This is a genomic window from Inconstantimicrobium porci (assembly GCF_009696465.1).
In the GTDB taxonomy this organism is placed as follows: domain Bacteria; phylum Bacillota; class Clostridia; order Clostridiales; family Clostridiaceae; genus Inconstantimicrobium; species Inconstantimicrobium porci.
This window is the reverse complement of record NZ_VULX01000001.1, coordinates 13548-34860: the sequence shown is the minus strand read 5'-3', so window position 1 is coordinate 34860 and position 21313 is coordinate 13548. Positions and strand designations below refer to the sequence as shown.

Annotated in this window: 17 protein-coding genes; 2 read left to right on the top strand and 15 right to left on the bottom strand. The window is 32.3% G+C overall.

Annotation, left to right across the window (positions count from 1 at the left end; translation table 11 throughout):
• Positions 1 to 89: 89 nt before the first annotated feature.
• The 3 genes from FYJ33_RS00160 to FYJ33_RS00150 all read right to left on the bottom strand — a co-directional run bounded on the left by FYJ33_RS00160 (position 90) and on the right by FYJ33_RS00150 (position 3810).
• Positions 90 to 1766: a B12-binding domain-containing radical SAM protein gene (locus FYJ33_RS00160; RefSeq protein ID WP_154529752.1), complete on the bottom strand. Its 1677-nt coding sequence runs from the start codon at positions 1764 to 1766 to the stop codon at positions 90 to 92.
• Complete coding sequence (locus FYJ33_RS00155; protein ID WP_154529751.1) at positions 1766 to 2263, bottom strand: hypothetical protein; 498 nt, start codon at positions 2261 to 2263, stop codon at positions 1766 to 1768. The genes FYJ33_RS00160 and FYJ33_RS00155 overlap by 1 nt, the downstream gene beginning before the upstream one ends.
• 257 nt (positions 2264 to 2520) lie before the next feature.
• Positions 2521 to 3810 carry a hypothetical protein gene (locus tag FYJ33_RS00150; protein ID WP_154529750.1) on the bottom strand — a complete coding sequence of 430 codons (1290 nt, stop codon included), beginning with the start codon at positions 3808 to 3810 and terminating at the stop codon, positions 2521 to 2523.
• Between the two features lie 151 nt (positions 3811 to 3961).
• Here FYJ33_RS00150 and spoVB point away from each other — a divergent pair, with 151 nt between their 5' ends.
• Positions 3962 to 5470: a stage V sporulation protein B gene (spoVB, locus tag FYJ33_RS00145; RefSeq protein WP_154529749.1), complete on the top strand. Its 1509-nt coding sequence runs from the start codon at positions 3962 to 3964 to the stop codon at positions 5468 to 5470.
• A gap of 121 nt (positions 5471 to 5591) precedes the next feature.
• Here spoVB and FYJ33_RS00140 read toward each other — a convergent pair whose 3' ends face one another.
• From FYJ33_RS00140 to FYJ33_RS00125, 4 genes are all read right to left on the bottom strand, one after another.
• Positions 5592 to 7199: a putative polysaccharide biosynthesis protein gene (locus tag FYJ33_RS00140; RefSeq protein WP_154529748.1), complete on the bottom strand. Its 1608-nt coding sequence runs from the start codon at positions 7197 to 7199 to the stop codon at positions 5592 to 5594.
• A 17-nt stretch (positions 7200 to 7216) separates the two neighbouring features.
• Complete coding sequence (locus FYJ33_RS00135) at positions 7217 to 8188, bottom strand: RluA family pseudouridine synthase (protein ID WP_154529747.1); 972 nt, start codon at positions 8186 to 8188, stop codon at positions 7217 to 7219.
• Between the two features lie 87 nt (positions 8189 to 8275).
• Positions 8276 to 9457: a M20 metallopeptidase family protein gene (locus FYJ33_RS00130; protein ID WP_154529746.1), complete on the bottom strand. Its 1182-nt coding sequence runs from the start codon at positions 9455 to 9457 to the stop codon at positions 8276 to 8278.
• Positions 9458 to 9467: 10 nt separating this feature from the next.
• Complete coding sequence (locus tag FYJ33_RS00125; protein ID WP_154529745.1) at positions 9468 to 11489, bottom strand: cell division protein FtsA; 2022 nt, start codon at positions 11487 to 11489, stop codon at positions 9468 to 9470.
• Between the two features lie 223 nt (positions 11490 to 11712).
• Between FYJ33_RS00125 and FYJ33_RS00120 the strand changes: the two genes are divergently transcribed.
• Positions 11713 to 12024 (top strand): hypothetical protein, encoded by a 312-nt coding sequence (locus FYJ33_RS00120; protein WP_154529744.1) that lies wholly within the window; start codon positions 11713 to 11715, stop codon positions 12022 to 12024.
• Between the two features lie 110 nt (positions 12025 to 12134).
• Here the strand turns inward: FYJ33_RS00120 and FYJ33_RS00115 are convergent, their stop codons facing one another.
• From FYJ33_RS00115 to FYJ33_RS00080, 8 genes are all read right to left on the bottom strand, one after another.
• On the bottom strand, positions 12135 to 12401 hold the full coding sequence (locus FYJ33_RS00115) for a metal-sensitive transcriptional regulator (RefSeq protein ID WP_154529743.1): 267 nt from the start codon (positions 12399 to 12401) through the stop codon (positions 12135 to 12137).
• A gap of 2 nt (positions 12402 to 12403) precedes the next feature.
• Positions 12404 to 14191 carry an aspartate--tRNA ligase gene (gene aspS / locus FYJ33_RS00110; protein WP_154529742.1) on the bottom strand — a complete coding sequence of 596 codons (1788 nt, stop codon included), beginning with the start codon at positions 14189 to 14191 and terminating at the stop codon, positions 12404 to 12406.
• Between the two features lie 13 nt (positions 14192 to 14204).
• A complete protein-coding gene (hisS, locus tag FYJ33_RS00105) occupies positions 14205 to 15464 on the bottom strand; it encodes a histidine--tRNA ligase (protein WP_154529741.1) in 1260 nt (419 codons plus the stop codon).
• 15 nt (positions 15465 to 15479) lie between these two features.
• Positions 15480 to 16901 carry a coproporphyrinogen III oxidase gene (locus FYJ33_RS00100; RefSeq protein ID WP_154529740.1) on the bottom strand — a complete coding sequence of 474 codons (1422 nt, stop codon included), beginning with the start codon at positions 16899 to 16901 and terminating at the stop codon, positions 15480 to 15482.
• Between the two features lie 387 nt (positions 16902 to 17288).
• The gene (locus tag FYJ33_RS00095) at positions 17289 to 17891 is read right to left on the bottom strand and encodes an MBL fold metallo-hydrolase (protein ID WP_154529739.1); all 603 of its coding nucleotides are present in this window, start codon (positions 17889 to 17891) and stop codon (positions 17289 to 17291) included.
• A gap of 13 nt (positions 17892 to 17904) precedes the next feature.
• Entirely contained in the window at positions 17905 to 18354 is a 450-nt protein-coding gene (dtd, locus tag FYJ33_RS00090) for a D-aminoacyl-tRNA deacylase (RefSeq protein WP_154529738.1), read from the bottom strand.
• Between the two features lie 9 nt (positions 18355 to 18363).
• The gene (locus FYJ33_RS00085; RefSeq protein ID WP_154529737.1) at positions 18364 to 20547 is read right to left on the bottom strand and encodes a RelA/SpoT family protein; all 2184 of its coding nucleotides are present in this window, start codon (positions 20545 to 20547) and stop codon (positions 18364 to 18366) included.
• Positions 20548 to 20658: 111 nt separating this feature from the next.
• Positions 20659 to 21177 carry an adenine phosphoribosyltransferase gene (locus FYJ33_RS00080; protein WP_154529736.1) on the bottom strand — a complete coding sequence of 173 codons (519 nt, stop codon included), beginning with the start codon at positions 21175 to 21177 and terminating at the stop codon, positions 20659 to 20661.
• Between the last annotated feature and the right edge of the window lie 136 nt (positions 21178 to 21313).

Sequence of the window (21313 nt, the reverse complement as noted above, 5' to 3'; positions counted from 1 at the left end):
TTTATGATTTTTTCAATAGTACAAGTATAAATAAATTCATATAAATTATCGCATAATATCACAGGAAGTTTAATGTTATTTAAAAAACATTAAATATTTTTCTTGTATTCGACTTTTTCTGCTGTATCCTCATCATAAATCAAGTAGTAATATTCATTTTTAATACTGCCTTTTTCAAGATATTCCTTCATATTTATGGAGTATTTTTCAATGTGCATTCTCTTAAATGGTTCGTTTCCTCGTAAGTCTTCCTTTATTTCTCTTTCTTCTTCTTTTTCTAGATGCCTTTTAAGGAATGGAGGCAACCATCTCTTTTTATTAAACATAAGATAATCATACTTTATTATCTCATCAAATATATCCTGATATTCACCATTTAGTTCGGACATGTTGAATTCATGGAATACATTATAATATTCCACATTTCCTATACTTTTATTAAAATATCCTTTTTCATCATAGAATCTTGCAAGCGAAAGATAAAAATCAAAAGGTGTCTCAAACTTTGGCAACAAATAATTCACTATATTCTTGAATTTGCCAGAATTATAATATTTATCGACCATTTCATCAACTTTCTTTAATTCAACTATTTCATCATATGAGACACAGTTAGTTCTTAGTACTTCATATGGAGCATAAGGTGAATATTTCATCCCCCACAGTTTAGCCTCATCTCTCATTGCTGCACCTTTAAGCAGTTTAAGAAATCCTATTTGAACTACTTCAGGTCTTAATGAATACACATCATTAAAAGAATTCCTAAATGACTTATAATCCTCTCCAGGAAGTCCAACTATGAGATCAAGATGTTGGTCTATATTTTTGCCACGTTCAATACCGAGAACTTTTGATTTTAAGTGGTCAAACTTAACATATCTATGTATATTCTTAAGCACCTGTTCATTTGTTGTCTGAACACCAATTTCAAACTGAAACCTGTTCTTAGGTGCTGTATTAAGAAGTGCTATTTCATCATCACTTAAAAGATCCGCTGAAAGTTCAAAATGAAATTTAGTTTCTGTATCCTTATCAATAAGAAACTTCCATATTGCCATTGAAAAATCATGTCTGCAGTTGAATGTTCTATCAACGAACTTAACAAGTTTAACCTTTTTGTTGATGAAATACATAAGTTCCTTTTTTACTCTCTCTATATCAAGGAATCTTACTCTATGTTCTGTTGAACTCAAGCAATATTTGCATCCAAAGGGACATCCTCTTGATGCTTCATAATATACTATCTTGTTATCAAGATTTTCATCTTCTTCATAAGGGAATATTAGATTTTCCATATTCATATTTTCCCTTATTCCATTATTTATTATTTCTCCATCCTTATTCCTATAAGTCAGTCCCTTTATTTTATTAATTTCCTTTTGATTTAATTTGTAAAGGACAAAATCCCTGAATGTTTCTTCTCCTTCACCACTGATTACATATTCACCTGGGTTTTCTTCAAGCACAGCTGTACTATCAAAGCTTACTTCAGGACCTCCGTAAAGTATTTCTATGTTTTCATCCACAAGTTTAATAAGTTTTGAAAGCTGATTAACATATTCCATATTCCATATATAACATGAGAATGCAACAACATCAGCTTTCTCCTTGATTATAGACTCTAGAATATTTTCTATCCTATCGTTTATTGTATATTCCCTTATTATGCATTCTGCATCAAGATCTTTTGTATAAGCTTTCAAATATCTGATAGCAAGATTACTATGAATATACCTTGAATTTATACCTGTCAGTAAAATTTTCATTATACGTTTATTCCCTTCATTTTAGCTTTTATAAATATAATCCTGTCGCTTGTTTTCACCTCTTCTATATTAAAGTACTTACTTATCATAGATTTGAGGTCTCTTTCATTATTCTCAGAAAACAAGTTTTTATTCTCATATTTAATAACTTTTATTTTATCATCAGGCATCAATATCTTCAAATTTAAATCCAATCTTTCGCGCTTAACCTTCATTATATCCCACAGATATAGCGTGCCATTATTCTTCAAGAAATTTATACCTTTTTTTATCATCATTTCTCTTCCTCTTTTAGTAACCAGCTTTCCGAGAGTAAGAAAATAAACACAACTATCATATTTCCTATCCTCAATCATTTCCTCATCCTCAACATAATCAATGCTTATCTCATCATCACTACACTTGATTGTATTATAAATTACATTATAACTACCCTCACCAATATCAATAACATCACCATTAAAAACATACTTTGACATATCAACAACCATATTCATAAAACACACCCCTTTTTTAAATTATTTATACCTAAAATTCAACACTTATTAATGTATATTCTTTGTTTTGCAATATATTCCTGTAAAAGATATGAGATATAAGAGCGGTAACCTTATTTGTCTTCACCAATATAGTTTTATGTAATTCAAATTCTTAATATCTTATGAAGGAGTTTTAAAGAGGAGTTTCACTCCTCTTTTAAGAACTCCCCCTAAGGGAGTTCAATCCTTTTCTCTTATCTCATAACTCTTATCTCCTATCTCTCCTGTTTCTTTCCCAGGCTGAAGATGATATAGATCAGCCCAATCATAAATAATCCTATAGTAAAATAAAGAAGAATATTTTTATCTTTATTGTTTACAGCCTGTTTTTCAAATATTTTATAGATGACTCCTTTTTTACCGTCCAACATATAGATTACATTGTCTTTCTGCTTGATGCTGATAATTTCGCAATTTCTCCCAGCATCTATTAACTTACAAGGAATAATTCCCCGCTTAAAAAACTTGAGCTGATTATCTTTTTTATCATAAAATATTATGCCGCTATCTTTACAGATTGTTTTGGGTGCTGATGCCATACAGGAAATACTGTTGAGCTTATCACATTGATATAACGGTGCTTTCGGATTTTCAGAAATATGTTTATCGAGCACAAAGGATACCTTTTCATCATTAACCCTAAACCTTGGAGATGTTACAGGATCCCCTCCGCTAAAATCAGGCCATCCAAGCCACTCACCTTCATTTATTTCATATATATAATCAGTATCATTAGCAACTGGCCTTAACCCCTTTTCTTCCATGCCACCAACAGCAGCATAAAGTTTGTTATCATCTGTAATGCACCATCCTTCAACCTTTTTTATTCCGCTTGCATATATCTTAACATTATTATTCTGATCAATACTGAGAATACAAGCATTGGCAGGAATAACTCCCTTGATTACTTCATCTTTATTATTAGACTTTCCTTTAGGACAGAAAACTCCGGTTTCATCTTTATCAAATTTACTCCCCATTGAATAGACGTCAATTGGAGTTCTGTCATACACCTCATTACCAAAAGAAACCTGTCCATCCTCCATAATGCCTGAATTTGTAACTGAACTGATTGATAGAAGCACCTTATCTTTATAAGGAAGAAGCCTGCATTCATCATTTTTACCTATAATCGGAATATTATTTATTACTTCCTTTTTTTCATTGCTATCGATTTTAAATGATATAAGTTTATTATTTTCCACCATAAATATTGTGCGATTCACAAGTGCCATGGCAGTTATCCTTCCCTCTTCGCAGGTATAAAGAGTCTTTATGGCACCATCCTCTTTCTTAAGCAAAATACAGTTGTTTTTAGCAATCAAAAACTGGTTATCATCATAAATATCAAAATCCACTACGTTGCTTATTCCTTTTATATCAATTGAATAATCTACTTTTTCATCATTAATATTAAGACCACTATAACTCACAAAATTATATAACATGAAAGCTGCTCCAAGTGATAACGCTATAATGCAGATATATTTTAAAAATGATTTCATATTTCCCTCCTTTAAATACAAGTTATCAACCTACAATATAATATTAAAATTTCTTAAAAATAATAACTTTTACTCTCAAATAATTTTAAAGAATATTTTTACATTATCTGAATATGAATTTAATATTGAATGTTTAATTGGAGGATGGCAAATGAACGAAGAGAACTCTTTTTACAAAAATACATTTTTGCTTACAGCTGCTAACATAACTGTAGGAATGTTAGGGTTTATTTTCTCGATATACCTTTCTAAAATCTTAGGAGCTGAAGGTGTAGGTCTTTACAATCTAGTAATGCCAATTTACAACTTATTCATTGGTCTTATGACAGCAGGAATAATTGCAGCTATCTCAAAAATAGCTGCAGTATACTCAAGCAGACATGACTACAGTAGTCTGTTTAAAAGTTTAAAATCATTTGCTGTCTTTAATTTCATTTGGGCTATTATTATCGGTATCATGGTATTTTTCGCAGCTCCTGCAATAGGTATGATGTGGGTAAAAGATTCAAGGACAATATTGGCTATTAAAATAACATGTCCTGCAATGATATGTATTGCTTTATCTAATATATTAAAGGGATATTTTTACGGCATCTCTAAAATAACAATGCCTGCAATTGTAGATATATTTGAAAAAGCAATGAGAATCGTTGTCTTTTTAATGATTGTAGTAGCTTTGTCAACAGATAACTTATCAACACTCGTATGTGCTGCATATATCGCTTTAACTTATGGCGAATTTCAAAGTCTTTTTCTTTTGTATTTATATTTCAGATATACGAAAAGAAAAATACAGTACGTGCCATCAAAAACAGAAAACTCGTTTCAGCTTGTTTTTGATATAATTATAGTTTCACTACCTTTATGTTTAAATGCTTTTTTAAATAATGGTTTTTATACCTTATCAGCACTTGTTGTTCCAAGAAGACTGGTTAGTGCGGGTTTTTCATACTCATCTGCCCTTGAGATGATAGGAAAATATTCAGGTATGGCCATAGTTATCTCAAACTTTCCTATAGTCATCATAAATTCACTTAATACAGTTCTCGTTCCTGACTTATCTCAGACAATGGAACAAAAAGATTACTTTTTAGCTAAATCCAGAATTAAAGAAGTACTCGCTATATCATTCTTACTAGGACTAGCTACTATAATAGTCTGCAACACAGTTCCTGACTCTTTAGGCTATATGTTCTTCAGCAAAAAGGACATAGGCTTATATATAAGAGCGGCCTCTATAGTTTGCCCAATTTCTTTTTCAGCTATGTCTATGTTTGGAATACTAAATGGTCTATCAAGACAGAAAATCATCTTAAGAAATGCAATTATTACAGAAACACTAGAAGTAACATGTCTATATTTTCTAACAGGTATATATAGAATAAACGTCTATGGCTATGCAATTACAGCATTGATCATAAATTCATTAAGCCTTTTCTTAAATCTGCATGAAGTTAAGAAAAATGTTGATCTTGATATATCACTCTGTAATATAGTTATATTCATTTTGGCAGCAATACTTATTTACTTTATGATAAAGTTATGTCTGCCATTTATGTCATCATTCAATCCAATCGTTAAAAATACTATCGTAATGATAGCAGGATATGGAGCAATGGCACTATTTGCTCTAAGATATCAAAGTAGAGTGAATAGCTAATAATGAATTTTAACCTAAACTATTCGCTATTCTCTTCTGCGTTATTCACTAAATAGAATATTTTTCTCTAAGAAAAAGCAGCCTGAAAAAATCAGACTGCTCTTATATTTAAATTTATCTATTATGTCTTTATTCTTTTCTTAAAGAATTTAGGTATTATTCTATATAACTTTGGTGACATTGCATCGATATCAAGCTTAGTTATTCCCCTTAATTCAACTATAGCGTAGAAATATGCTGCAACACCAGCTATGATAACTATCACTAAAGGAAATGCTGCTATTACTCCTCTTATATGCATTTTTCTTGCAATCCAGTATACTGGTATTCTTACAACAAAAATAACCATACTCATAAATATACTGCTTATTAAAGGTTTGAGACTCATCTTTACTAATGAAAGCTTCATATTTAAATGCTTGTTGATTCTGCGTTGATTAATTATCATTGGAAATACAAAACAAACATATCCGCCAATAATGGCCCCATATATATTTATGCCTTTTATACCGACAAGCGTATAGTTACATACTATCTTTAATACTATACCAATCATTAATGATTTTACAACAGAGTAAAATTCATTAGTTCCCTGAAGGATAGCCGACTGTGTCTGCACAATAGCCATGAATATTGTTACAAAGGCACCCGTAACCATAAGTGATGCTCCTTGATAATGAAGAACTTCATATATCTCATTACATAGTACTGAAAGGCCAAAACCACATGGTATTATTACAAGCATCGTAACTCTTAGCGAAAGCCTTACATTTGATTTTACTGCTTTTCTGTCCTTCAACACATAATTTCTTGATATTGCTGGAATCACAGTAGTTACAAGGGCTGTTATAATAACAAGTGGCACATAATATAACTGCTTATAAAGTCCAAGCTGTGCATATAGTATAGTAGCTGCTTTACGATCAAAACCTGCACTAAACTGCAATCTTCTACTGATAAGAGTTGCATCAATTAATGCACCAAGATTTTGCATTCCGTTGCTTAAAATAATAGGAAATGCATATGATAGAAGGACTGTAAGATGTTCTTTTCTGCTTACAGTTATACCTGCAATATCTCTGCTTCTTGCCTGTCTATCTAATCTATTTTTTATAAATGAAAAAAGAAGTAATGCAGTAGCAACAAGAGCACCAGCTCCAGTTCCTATAGTACCTCCAGCAGCACCAAATGCAGAACCATATTTTATAAGTAATGCTGCAAATATAAGACTAACAGCAACATTAAAGAATTGCTCAACAACCTGTGAAATACCTATTGATGTCATTCTGTTCTGTCCTTGATAATATCCTCTATATGTACTAAGCATTGCAGTAATAGCGATTGAAGGAGCAAGTGCAATAAGTCCATATGTTATATTTGGATTAGCAATTAATTCAGATATAGGTTTAGAAAGTATCATAAGAATAAGAGTAACTGTAACCCCTATTAAAAATAAATATTTTCGCGCCAGATTAAAGGCTCTTAATGCATCTTTTTCTTGTCCTTGTGCTGATAGTTCAGATATATATTTTGCAATTGCTGTCTGTATTCCTGTACCTGTCAATGCATATACAAAAGTAAATACTTCATATACCTGTTGGTAAGTACCTACTCCTTCCATGCCTATAATACTGTTTAAGAACGGCATATATAAAACACTCAGTAATTTTGATAGTATACCCGCTATTGTCAGCATTAAAAATCCATTTTTACTTGATTGCTCTCCCATTTTTTTCTCCTATCATTCTAAAAGGTAAATTTAAAAACATCCTTCTTAATCTTCTTAAATATTGGTGGAAGACTCTCTGCAATGGTCTTATTCTTTAGATATCCTAATTTTTCAGGAACATCTCTGAAAATAAGCTTATATGCATAAAGGAATTGATAATTTAGACCATATTTATTATCATAGAAAGAATTTAACTTTCTATCTCCATACTTAGGATCACCAACTATCGGATTACCTAAAAAAGCTAAGTGAGCTCTTAGCTGATGACTTTTTCCTGTTAATAGCTCTAATTCAACAAGTGAATAAGCTCCATTTGTCTGAACAACATTAACCTTCATCTGAATCTTGTTTGTATTAGGTTTTTTATCATGATATACTTTTGAAATGTTTTTTTCTTCATCTTTACTTATGTATGCTGTATATAAACCATTTTCTATTCTGCCTTTAACTAAAGCCATATAGTATTTATCTATCTTTCTTTCCCTTATCATTTCATTTAGACATTTAAGAGATTCAAAGTTTTTACCGAAAATAACAATACCCGATGTGTTCATATCAAGTCTATTACAAGAAGCTGGTGTAAATGTGACTTCTGTTTCTGGAGTATAATCTCCTCTTTCATTAAGATATGACAACACATAATCAGTAAGTGTAGGGGCACCATTCTTTTTATCAGAATGAACAAGTACTCCTGGCCACTTCTCAATCAGTAGCATATTTTCATCTTCATATGTTATTTTTAATTTTCCAGTATTAACTTTATTGAATTTTTTAACTTTGCTTTTTGCATCATCAACATTCATGTATTTAATCTCAAGAACATCATCAAGTTCTAGAACATACTTTTCTTTTTCTTTTTTTCCGTTTACTCTAATATCACCTTTTCTTATTCCTTTAAATATTCTGCTTAAAGGAACTTCCTTAAGGTACTTTCTTAAAAACTTATCAAGTCTCTGTCCAGCCTCATTTGGCCCTATATAAATCTGCAAAAAAGATCAACTCCTAAATATATTTTCATTTGTTGTTATTTTTCTTATTGTATAAAGTCAACAATATCTTACATTAAGCCTTTTTAGCTATTTTGTCAAATAATTAAGAACTGCTTTTGTCTGTATAGCGACTCCAACTGCAAGGGCTCTTTCATCAATATCGAATAAGGAATTGTGTAGAGGATGTATAATATTTTTCTCCTTATTTGCAATTCCCAAGAAATAAAATGCTGAATCACGCTGTTCTGCAAAATATGCAAAGCTTTCAACACCCATCTTTGGGTTCTTCTGATTAAGCACATGTTCTTCTCCTATTTCGGTACATGCCGCTGTCTTTACAACATCAACCATTGAATCTTCATTATATAAACATGGATAACTTTCTTCTATTTCTATGTCAGCTTCAGCTCTCATTGTCACACATATGCCATTTACCACTTCTCTAAGTCTCTTCTTAGCATACTCCCTGTCTTCTTTAGTCATTGTTCTTATTATTCCCTTAAGACATACTTCATCAGGAATTATATTCTGGGCAGTTCCCCCCTGTATGCTTCCAATAGTAATAAGCGATGGATTAACTGGTGCAATCTCTCTACTTACTATTGTCTGAAGTGATAAAACCACCTGAGATGCTATTACTATTGGATCAACAGTAGTATGTGGCTGCGCACCATGTCCTCCTTTTCCTTTAATCTTGATAGTAAAAGGATTTGATGCTGCATTAACTACTCCATACTTAATCTTAATATTGCCGTATTCCATGCTTTCATCAACATGAAGACCTATTATTGCATCAACATGAGGATTTTCAAGAACACCTTCTTTAATCATTACTGGTGCTCCTCCAGTAGTTTCCTCTGCAGGTTCAAAAATAAGTTTGACTATACCTGAAAATTCACTTTTATGATCATTCAGCAGTTTGGCAGTACCTAAAAGAATAGTTGTGTGTGCATCATGTCCACAGGCATGCATTCTTCCTTCGTTAAGCGATTTATATTCACAAGTATTTTTCTCCTGCATCGGAAGCGCATCTATATCGGCCCTTAATGCAATAACTCTTGTTTCATCACTCTTCTTTTCTCCTGTGATTATGCCACATACGCCGGTACCTGCATAAGTTTCATAAGGTATGTTTAATGAATCAAGAAATTCTTTAATTTTACCACTTGTTCTATGCTCTTCAAACCCAAGTTCAGGATGCATATGGAAATCTCTTCTTAAGCTTATTAAAATATCTTCTATGTCTAAAGCTTCTTTATATATATCCATTTCGTCCTCCTTATTCCCAAAATATTCTTATTTCATCATCTTTTTTAAGAACATCTGTATATGCTGCTTCTTTACCATTAAGCAGCAATTTAATACTTCCTTTTATAAGAGTTGTATCAAAATCAATAAAGTTAAATATATCTACAAAAATATACTGCTTTTTATTCTTTAATATACACTTTTCACCATTAACTTTTACTTCAAGTTCAATGTTTTCATCATTATATGATTTCACACTTTCACTTTTTTCATCCTTTGATTCAGCTGAAACAGTTTCATCAATTTTTTCTTCTGCTTTTAGAGAATTTAGTCTTTCTCCATCTGTAACTTCGTAATCATCAGGAATCTCACATTCATCAATAATTATTTTTACAGACTCGTCCTTTAAAACGTACTTTTTAATATCACTTATTGTCTTAGGAACTATTATCTCAACATCATCACCATTTTTTATTACTGCTTCAGCATCACATTCCTCGCCATTTATCTTTATAAGTGGTTCAAGATTGATAATCTTATCATTATAGTATATAAATTTTTCATCTACAATGCCCATAAACTCAAGTACCTTTGGAGCGGCATCTTTGCCATTTACAGCATACTGAATCTTTATTTCATCACCATTAGTAACTTCAGTTTCTAATGTTGCTTCCTTATCATTAAGCGTAATTACTGAATTTCTTCCTAACTCACCAAAGGCAAGCCTTTTAGAGCCATTAACAGTGAATCTTACCGTCTTCCCATTTCTAGCCATAAGTATTTTAGGATTAATTTCTGCATGTATAAGCACATCCATTATTGTATGCTTATGAGAATTAAACAGACTAATAATGTTATCATTAAGAGTAACATCAATAAAATCTTTTCCCATATTCTTAATAGCTACTAGCGCTATACCAAGAACTGTTACACCTGTTGAACCAATATCAAGATTTTCACATACACAGTCTGTAACAGCATCTCTTCCTTTTATTGCAATTCTCTGAGGCTGAATATTGAGTTTTTCTGCAAGCCTTTCTCTAATAAAAGGTGTATGCGAGCCGCCACCTACAAGAAATACAGCACTAGGAGATTTTCCTCCATTAAGCTCGACTATTTTTGTACCTACTTCTTCTGCCATCTTTGTTATAAGTGGATCAATAACTTTTAAAATGTCACTGCTTTTCATTGTATTTTCAAGTCCAAGCACATCTGTATAAGTAACTTCTTCATTTTCAGTGCACTGTTTTTTAATTGATTCTGCAGTATTAAAATCAACAAGACAGTTCTGGGCAATTGCTTCAGTAATTTCATCGCCAGCAAGAGGCACCATGCCATAGGCAGATACAGAATCATCGCTACAAATTGCTATATCCGAAGTTCCTGCTCCAATATCAATAAGCGCAAGATTTAATAATCTTAACTTATTAGGTATTACTGCTTCCATAGCAGCTATAGGCTCCAGTGTAAGATTAACTACTTTAAGGTTAACCTTGTTCATTACTGAATAAAGGCTGTCCACAACAGATCTTGGAAGAAAAGTTGCAATTATCTCTGTCTTTACAGTAGCACCTTTATGTCCGATAAGATTAGAAATTATGTATGAATTCAAGTAATAATTCTTCACTGAATAGCCTACACAGTATAGTTTACCTTCAGTTGTTTTATTTATTTCAGTTTCGGCATTTTTTACTGCACTCATCTCTAAGCTTCTAACTAATGTCGAATCAATTTCAGCCTCTTCATCTATTTCAGTTTCATATTCAGCTTCAACCGTCTTTAAGAATCTTCCCGCTGCAGCAATGGCTACATCCTTTAAGGTACATCCTATCTCATCTTCAAGCTCCTTCTTTATCTGTCTTACAGTGGAAGATACAAGATTAATATCATGTATCTGTCCATCAACCATAGCTCTTTCTTTATGCTCTATAAACTTTTCAGCTATAACAGCAAACTTCTTGTCCCTTACGATACCCACTGTTGCATTTATGCTTCTAGTACCTATATCAAGAGAAAATATTAAATCATTCTCATTTATCTTTTTTAATTCCATAAATACCTCATCTTTTTATATTATATACATTATCTTAAATACAATTCGTCATTAAATTCTAAAACATAATTTAAATTCAAAAAATGTATCTACATCATTAACTAAATTATATCCGATTAAATGCTAATATTCAACAAATCGCAATTATGAATAAAACATTTCTCCTATTTATTCCTCTATATTTTTATTACTCTTTGGGCACAATTATATAGAGGTGATTAAAATGTATAACAGTATCGGCATTAATCTGCAGAAAGAACTAAACTATCTTGGAAAACGTGTAAAAATCCCCAAAATAACTGCTAAATCAAATTGTTGCTGTGACCATGACCATTTTAGTAAAACTCATTATTATACTTACACTTCACAACCTGAAGACAGCAATAACGAAGGATCTGATTTTAAAGAAGATATGAATAAAATGTTGTGCCCAGTAAGAGATTTCATGAATAATAATAAAAAATTTATTACTATGACAGCAGGAATATTATTGATTACTCTTGCAGGAATAAAAATACTCAAAGAACTTTCTTAAAAGCAAAAGAAACCCGTAAGGCTTAATACTACTCACGAATTTCTTTTCTTATATTCATCTTATTTTATATAAAAAGCCGACACATTTTGCTGTGTCGGCTATATTTATTATCATTTTACAAATTTATTTATGGTACTAATAAGATTTTTAAGTTTTTCCTGTTCTTCATCAGTTGATCCAATCTCAAGACAGTTTTTAGCATAATTCTCAAGTATAAGCCCGCCTACTCTATTTATAGCAGCACGAATTGCTGCTATCTGCACTAGTACATCATCACAGCATGTATTTTTATCAATCATACCTTGAATACCCTTGACCTGACCTTCGATTTTTCTGAGTCTTAAAAGAATATCTTTTTTTAACTTTTCATCTTCCATAATTATTTGTTTTCCTTTGGTAACACACCTATTCCTAATTCATTAAGCTGTTTTTCATCAACTATGTTTGGCGCTTCAGTTAAGTAGCAGAATGCATTCTGATTCTTAGGGAATGCTATAACATCCTTAATATTTTCAGTTCCTGCAAGGAACATTATCATTCTGTCTAGACCAAAAGCAAGTCCGCCGTGTGGTGGTGGTCCAAATTTAAATGCCTGTAATAGGAATCCAAACTTCTTCCATGCATCTTCTTCATTAAAACCTAAAGCTCTTAGCATTCTTTCCTGAAGTTCCATGTTGTGAATTCTTATTGATCCACCGCCTAGTTCTTCACCATTTAATACTAAATCGTAAGCCTTAGCTCTTGCATGTTCTTTATCGCTTTCAATTATATCAATATCTTCATCCATTGGTGCTGTAAATGGGTGATGGCATGCCATATATCTATTTTCTTCATCGCTCCATTCAAATACTGGGAATTCAGTAATCCAAGTGAAGTTGAATTCATTCTTGTCTTTGATTAAATCGAACTTCTTAGCAAGATCAAGTCTTAAAGCTCCCAGACTCTGGAATACAACCTTGTTTTTATCTGCAACGATTAAGATTAAATCGCCAGTTTCAGCATTCATAGTGCTTACTATAGCGTTCATTTCATCTTCACTTAAGAACTTAGCAATTGGAGATTTGATTCCTTCTTCCTTAAGTTGAATCCATGCAAGACCCTTAGCTTTATAAGTCTTAACAAATTCACCTAATCTGTCGATATCCTTTCTTCCCATTGTAGCTCCGCCTTTTAAGCATAAAGCTCTTACAGAACCGCCATCTTCGATTGCGCCCTTAAATACCTTAAAGTCTGAAGTCTTAACAGCTTCTGTAATATCTGTGATTTCCATACCGAATCTAAGATCTGGCTTATCTGAACCGTACTTTTCCATAGCTTCTTTGAATGTCATTCTCTTTATTGGAAGCTTAACATCAACACCAGCTACTTCTTTGAATACATGAGCAATTAACCCTTCACTTAAAGCCATAACATCATCCTGTTCAACGAATGACATTTCAAGATCGACCTGAGTGAATTCAGGCTGTCTGTTAGCTCTTAAATCTTCATCTCTGAAACACTTAACTATCTGGAAGTACTTATCAAATCCAGAAACCATTAATAACTGTTTGAACAGCTGTGGTGACTGAGGAAGTGCATAGAACATTCCTGGATAGTTTCTTGATGGAACAAGATAATCTCTTGCACCTTCTGGTGTTGATTTTGTAAGCATTGGAGTTTCAACTTCAAGGAATCCAGTGCTTTCTAAGTAATCTCTGATTGCTTTGCTTACCTTGCTTCTTATTTTGAATATATTCTGCATATCTGGTCTTCTTAAGTCTAAGTATCTATACTTTAATCTTAAGTTTTCTGCAGTTTCTGCATTTTCTTTTATATCTATAGGTGGAGTATCTGATTCAGAAAGTATCTTTAATGATTCACCCTTAACTTCTACCATACCAGTAGGCATATTAGGATTTACAGATTCTCTCTTAACTACTTCTCCAGTAACTGCAACGCAGTATTCAGGTTTTATTTTAGATGCCTTTTCAAAAGCTTCTGCATTAATTTTATCCCCAAATACTATTTGAAGGATTCCTTCTCTATCTCTTAAGTCTACGAATTCAAGACCACCAAGATTTCTTCTTCTCTGAACCCAACCCATTACGGTTATTTTTTTGCCTATGTGCTCTTCTCTCACATCACCGCACATTATTGAACGCTTTAAGCCGTTTAATGCTTCGCCCATTTTCTACTTCCTCCTAACTATTTAAAACCATATTTGCTATTTCATCTAAATTATTTAAGTCAATTTCGAACTGCTCACCATCGCTCATTCTCTTCATCTTAGCTTTACAAGATGCAAGTTCGTCATCTCCAAGAATAATAGTAAATCTCGAATCTATCTTATTTGCATACTTCATCTGAGCCTTAACGCTCTTTGCCATATGATCGCATTCGCATTTTAAACCTCTTTCTCTAAGAAGATTTACATACTTAAATGCATTAAGATGTGCATTTTCACCAATTGAGCCAATATATAAATCATTATAAACAGGCTTAGGTATTTCTATACCTTCTGATTCCAATACTAATAACAATCTTTCAAGGCCAAGACCAAATCCTATTGCTGGCATCTGTGGCCCGTTAAGTTCTTCTATTAATTTGTCGTATCTTCCACCACCACAAATAGCAAGACCATTATTAAGTACCTCAAATACAGTTCTAGTATAATAATCAAGTCCTCTTACAATATAAGGATCTAATTTATATTGAATGCCCATTATCTCAAGGTATTGTTTTACCTTTTCAAGATGTGCATTACAATCATCACAAAGATAATCTAATATTATTGGTGCACCCTTACCTATTTCCTGACATTTCTTTTCCTTACAGTCAAGAATTCTCATAGGGTTTCTGTCAAATCTTGATTTACATGTTTCACATAAATCATCATAATTAGATTTGAAATATTCTTTCAGTGCTTCGTTATATTTCTTTCTGCATTCAGGGCATCCAAGACTATTTATATTAATGCTTAAATCTTTAAGCCCAAATTCCTTAAGCGCTCTTACAGCAAGAGTTATTACTTCGGCATCTATTGATGGCTCACTTGAACCGAAAAATTCAATTCCATACTGATGAAATTGTCTAAGTCTTCCCTTCTGAACATTTTCATATCTGAATGCATCAGTAAAGTAATACATTTTTGTTGGTTGTGCATCTGCATAAAGACTGTTTTGTATAAACGCTCTTACTGCTGGTGCTGTACCTTCAGGTTTTAATGTAATACTTCTTCCACCTTTGTCTTCGAAAGTATACATTTCCTTCTGAACAACATCAGTTGTTTCACCAACACCTCTCTTAAACAGATCAGTGCTTTCAAACATAGGTGTTCTTATTTCTCTTACTCCAAATTCATCAGACAGCTTTCTAAGCTTATCTTCTATGTAATGCCATTTGTATGCATCACTTGGCAGCATATCCTTAGTACCCTTAGGTGCCTGCATTTTGTTACCCATACTCAACTCTCCAATCTAATATATTGTATCTAAAAGATTAATCTTCTTTTCAATCATTTCATCTATTCTGTCGGCATACTCACGTACATCCTTCACATTGCCAAATCTTTTAATCTTGCCTGTTTCAAGATTTACTACTTTTGAAACAGCATCTGCTCCCAATGCAATAATAGTCTGTCTTTCCTCTATCATTTCAATATTGTAGATACACTCTTTTCCTGGTTTTGAGAAACCTAAGTTTTCCATGTTACCAACCATGTTCTTCTGTCTGTACATGTAATATGGTTCAAGCCCGATTGATAATGCAAGATTATTAGTCGCCTTATACATTTTAACAAGTTCATCCTGTTTTGCAATACTTACTTCATGTTTTAATACTATATTTTCATGAAGTCTCGATGCTCTTTTTATACTTAATCCATGAATTGTAAGACTATCAGGAGAAAGATCCTTTATCTGTCTCACTGTATTCTCAACTTCACCAATTCCTTCATTTGGAAGCCCTATGATAATATCCATATTAATATTATCAAATCCAAGTTTTCTTGCAAGATTGAACTTTTCCTTAACGCTTTCAACAGTATGATGTCTGCCAATAACTTTAAGTGTATCATCATTCATACTCTGAGGATTAATGCTTATCCTTGTAACATCATACTCTTTCATTGACTTAAGTTTTTCTTCAGTTATACTGTCTGGCCTTCCACATTCAACTGTAAATTCTTTGACATTTCGACATTTAACAAAACTATTATACACCAATTTTATAGTTTCATGAAACTGTTCATTGTTAATTGAAGTCGGTGTTCCTCCACCAAAATAAACTGATTCAACATAAAGCTGCTTTTCATCTATATAACTACAGATAGCTTTTATTTCCTTATAAAGACTTTCTAAGTATAGTTCAACAAGACTTTTACATCCTGCAATAGGATTCGCTGCAAAAGAACAATAAAGACATCTTGTAGGACAAAATGGCATTCCTATGTATACTGCAATGCTGTTTTCTTTTTTATTTACAAAACTTTTTTCTTTTTCTGCAACATCAATACACAACTGTGTTTTTTCTACTGAAGCTAAATACTTATCACTAAAATACTTTAGTACTTCTTCATTGCTTTTTCCTTCACTAAGAAGCTTTAAGGCAATCTTACTTGGTCTTATACCAATAAGAGTACCCCATGGATAATTATCTCCTGTAACTTCCTCAAGAAACTTAAAGACTGCTCTCTTTATGCATTCCTTATTTCTTTCTTCATCGAAATCATAAACTCTTTCAATTTTATCATTCTTAAGTTTGATTTTTTCATCTATTTCAACTTCAAACTGTGCTGATTCTTCTACAAATTTAATATCATCAAATGTATAGAAAATGTTGAATATATGATAAACAGCATATCTGTGAGACATATCATTTAATTTAATTGTAATTTCCATCTATTCACCCCCAGCACTATTAAATTATTGCTTCATTTAGTTATTCATTAATATAAATTTATATATTTCAACTATAGCGAAATTATTTAGTAATTTATAATTTAAAATGTATAATTTCAGATTGAACTCCCCAATGGGAGTTCTAGCCAAGGCATAAGCGAACATGCCAAATCAAAGATTTGGAATGTCTGCTTAAGCAGAGGACAAGTCCTCTTTAAAACTCGCCTAAGCCTTAATCTTTTGCAAAAGTTTGGAGATGTGCTCCATCAAATTCAGAAATTCATGAGCGATAGTCTCATGAATTTCATCCTGAATTATACAATATAAATCATACATTGGCTTTTTCGTCTATACCAATAATAAACTGTAGATAAAAAGCTCTAAATATTACATAAAGAATGGATTATTTGCCTTTTCAAATCCAATTGATGTGCTCTGTCCATGTCCCGGAAGGACTACTGTATTATCTGGAAGTGTAAAAAGCTTATTTTTCACACTTCTTAATATTTCTTCGTAATTGCCTCCATACATATCTGTACGACCTACTGCTGTATAGAACAAAGTATCTCCACTGAATATAATATCATCAATAGCGAAACATACTCCCCCCATTGAATGACCTGGAGTTGATATAACTTTAATGTCCTTATCGCCAAACTTTATTATATCACCATCATTTATATACTGAACATCACTCACTATTGTACCGAATATAGTTCTTCCTTCTCTTACTGCCGTCATATCCTTCTCGGCAATATAAACAGGAATACCGAATTCATTTACCATTGCATCAACAGCATTAACATGGTCAAGATGTCCATGAGTAATAAGTATAAACTCAGGCTTAATGTTATGCTTCTTTAATCCATCTAATATTCTTTCATGTTCTGAACCAGGGTCAACTATAAAGCTTCTTAAGCTTTGTTTATCATGAACTGCATAGCAGTTTTCACCATATTCTCCAACCACCATTGAAAAAATCTTAAGCATATTAAAATCACTCCTAAAAAGTTTTTTTACTATCAATAAGCAGTGTTACAGGTCCATCATTAATAATGCAAACTTCCATATCAGCGCCAAAAACACCTGTTTCAACTACAATATTTTCTTGCCTTATCATTCCAAGAAATTCTTCATATAATTTTTCTGCCTCATCACCAGATAAAGCATTCATGAAATTTGGTCTTCTCCCTTTTCTGCAGTCACCATATAAAGTGAACTGAGAAACTATTAAAAGTTCACCATTAACATCCTTAATGGAAAGATTCATCTTATTATTTTCATCTTCAAAAACTCTTAAGTTCATGATTTTATCTTTAATATATTTTAAATCATCAATAGTATCATCTTTTGATATACCAATAAGTACATTAAACCCTTTATTTATTTTTCCAACAATGCTGCCATCTATCTTTACACTTGATTCTTTAACTCTTTGTACAACTGCTCTCATAATCTCTCCCTAACTATTCATTCTATATACTTCAATAACTCCTCTTATTGCTTTTATTTTCTTCATAAGAGTATTAAGCTTTTCCTTGTTGTCAACTGTCACCATAACATTCATCACGGCCACACCATTCTTTAAAGACTTGGCATTAAGTGATGTCAGCTGAAGATTATCATTAGTTATAAGCTGCATTATATCTGCAAGAAGTCCAGTTCTGTCTTCAGCTTCAACTTGGAATTCAGCTGAATATCCCTTGCCTTTTTCTTCTCCCCAGCTTACTTCAACTAGTCTCTCCTTTTCTTCATCAGACATTGACTTTAAGTTAGTACAATCTTTTCTATGTATTGAAACGCCTCTCCCTTTTGTTATAAATCCAACTATCTCATCACCAGGTACAGGGCTGCAGCACTTTGAAAATCTAACCATAATATTTTCAACACCCTTAACAGTTATGCCATAACTACCTTTTGAAGCTCTGTCTTTCTTTTCATTCTTCTGAGCCTGTTCTTCTGTCATTTTTAAAATCTGTTCATTACTAATGTGATGATCAGTAGTTTCTTCTTTTAATCTTAAAACAAGGGATGAAGCAAGAAGCATACCTGCTCCTACTGCAGCATATACATCATCTATGCTGTTGAAATTGTATTTCTTAAATATCTTAGCAAATAGCTCTGATTTACTAAAATCAGAGAAATTAACAAGTTGCTTTTTACATTCCTTTTCAAGCAGTTCTTTACCTTTATCAAGATTTTCTACTCTCCTAGTCTTTCTGAACCACTGCTTTATCTTTGTCTTGGCCTGATTGCTTGTAACAAAAGTCAGCCAGTCCATGTTAGGTCCTTTTGCAACAGCTGATGTAAGTATCTCAATTATTTCTCCAGTCTTAAGCTTATGGTCAAGAGTAACCATCTTACCGTTTATCTTAGCACCAACACACCTATTTCCTATATCAGTATGAATTTTATATGCGAAGTCAACAGGTGTTGCATCCTTAGGAAGATTGATTACTACCCCTTTAGGCGTAAAAACAAATATTTCGTCCGTGAACAGATCCATCTTGAAACCTTCCATAAATTCTTCAGCATCAGATGTTTCCTTCTGCCATTCAAGCATATCTCTCAGCCACGAAAGCTTAGTTTCAAAAGAATCAGTATGAGTAACCTCTGAGCCTACTTCTTTGTACTTCCAGTGAGCAGCAATACCATACTCAGCAGTTTTATGCATTTCAAATGTTCTTATCTGAATTTCAAATGTTTTTCCTTGAGGTCCTATAACAGTCGTATGAAGCGATTGATACATATTAGGTTTAGGCATAGCTATATAATCCTTAAATCTTCCTGGAATAGGCTTATATATTGTATGTACAATACCAAGCACAGCATAGCAATCCTTAACCGTACCAACAAGCACACGTATAGCTGTAAGATCGAAAATCTGGTCAAGTGTTTTATTCTTATTAACCATCTTTCTATAGATACTATAAAAATGCTTTGGTCTTCCATCAATATCCGCCTGGATTCCTGCATCATCAAGATTATTCCCAAGATCTTCCATTACCTTTTTAATATAAGTTTCTCTTTCAACTCTTTTTTCAGCAATTTGCTTAACAAGGTCATAATATTCATCTGGATGAAGATATCTGAAAGCTAAATCTTCTAGTTCCCATTTAATTTTAGAAATACCTAATCTGTGTGCTAGAGGAGCATAAATATCAAAAGTTTCCTTTGCTTTTTCTTTCTGTTTTTCAGGGCTTTTAAATTTTAAAGTCCTTAAATTATATAATCTATCTGCCAGTTTAATTATTATTACTCTTATGTCTTTAGCCATAGCAAGCAACATTTTTCTTACGTTCTCTGCCTGCTGTTCTTCTTTTGTCATATACTTTATTTTTCCAAGTTTAGTAACACCATCGACAAGATTAGCAACTTCATCGTTAAATAAATTTTTTATATCATCGTAAGTATATGGAGTATCCTCTATAACATCATGAAGAAGACCTGCAATAATTGTATTGGTATCCATCCCAAGATCAACAAGTATCTCCGAAACGCAAATAGGATGGATTATGTATGGTTCACCAGATTCCCTCTTCTGGTCCTTGTGTGCATCAAAAGCAAAATTATAAGCCTTTGTTATTAAGTCTATATCAACATTTAACTTATTTTCTTTTATTTTTTGTAGTATACTATCTAACATTAGCTTTTTATCTCCTCACAACAACATAATTATTCTAAAATCAAAGGCTGGTTAAGTAACCAGCCATATATTATCACTATTATATTACATTTTTTCCTTACAATCAATAAGTTATACGTTGTACTGAACTAAAGACATAACGTCATACTTGCTAAGTTTTTCTCTGCCATTTAAATCTGTAAGTTCAATTGCAAAATCCATAGAAACAACTTCTCCTCCAGCTTGCTCAACAAGCTTAGCAACTGCTTCTATTGTACCACCTGTAGCAAGAAGATCATCTACTATTGCAACTCTCTGTCCTTTTTTAATAGCATCTTTATGCATTTCAAGTTTATCTGTACCATATTCAAGAGAATATTCAACTCCTATAGTTTCAGCTGGAAGTTTACCTGGTTTTCTAACTGGAACGAAACCAATTCCCATAGCATATGCTACTGGAACACCAAAAATAAATCCTCTTGCTTCTGGTCCTACAATTACATCAACATTTTTATCCTTTAAATATTGAGCAATTTTGTCTATTGATTCTTTAAAAGCTTCACCATCAGCTACTAAAGTAGTAATATCCTTAAAGCTTATACCTTCTTTTGGGAAACCATCAATAACTCTAATCTTTTCTTTTAATTCCATAATTACTCCTCCATATTCTTACTTGATTTTTGTAAATGGCATGACTTAAATTAATATTATATGAACAGATAAAAACTATATATTCAATTTTATATATAGCATTAACTCTTCCTGCAATTATGTTGTTTATAAAACT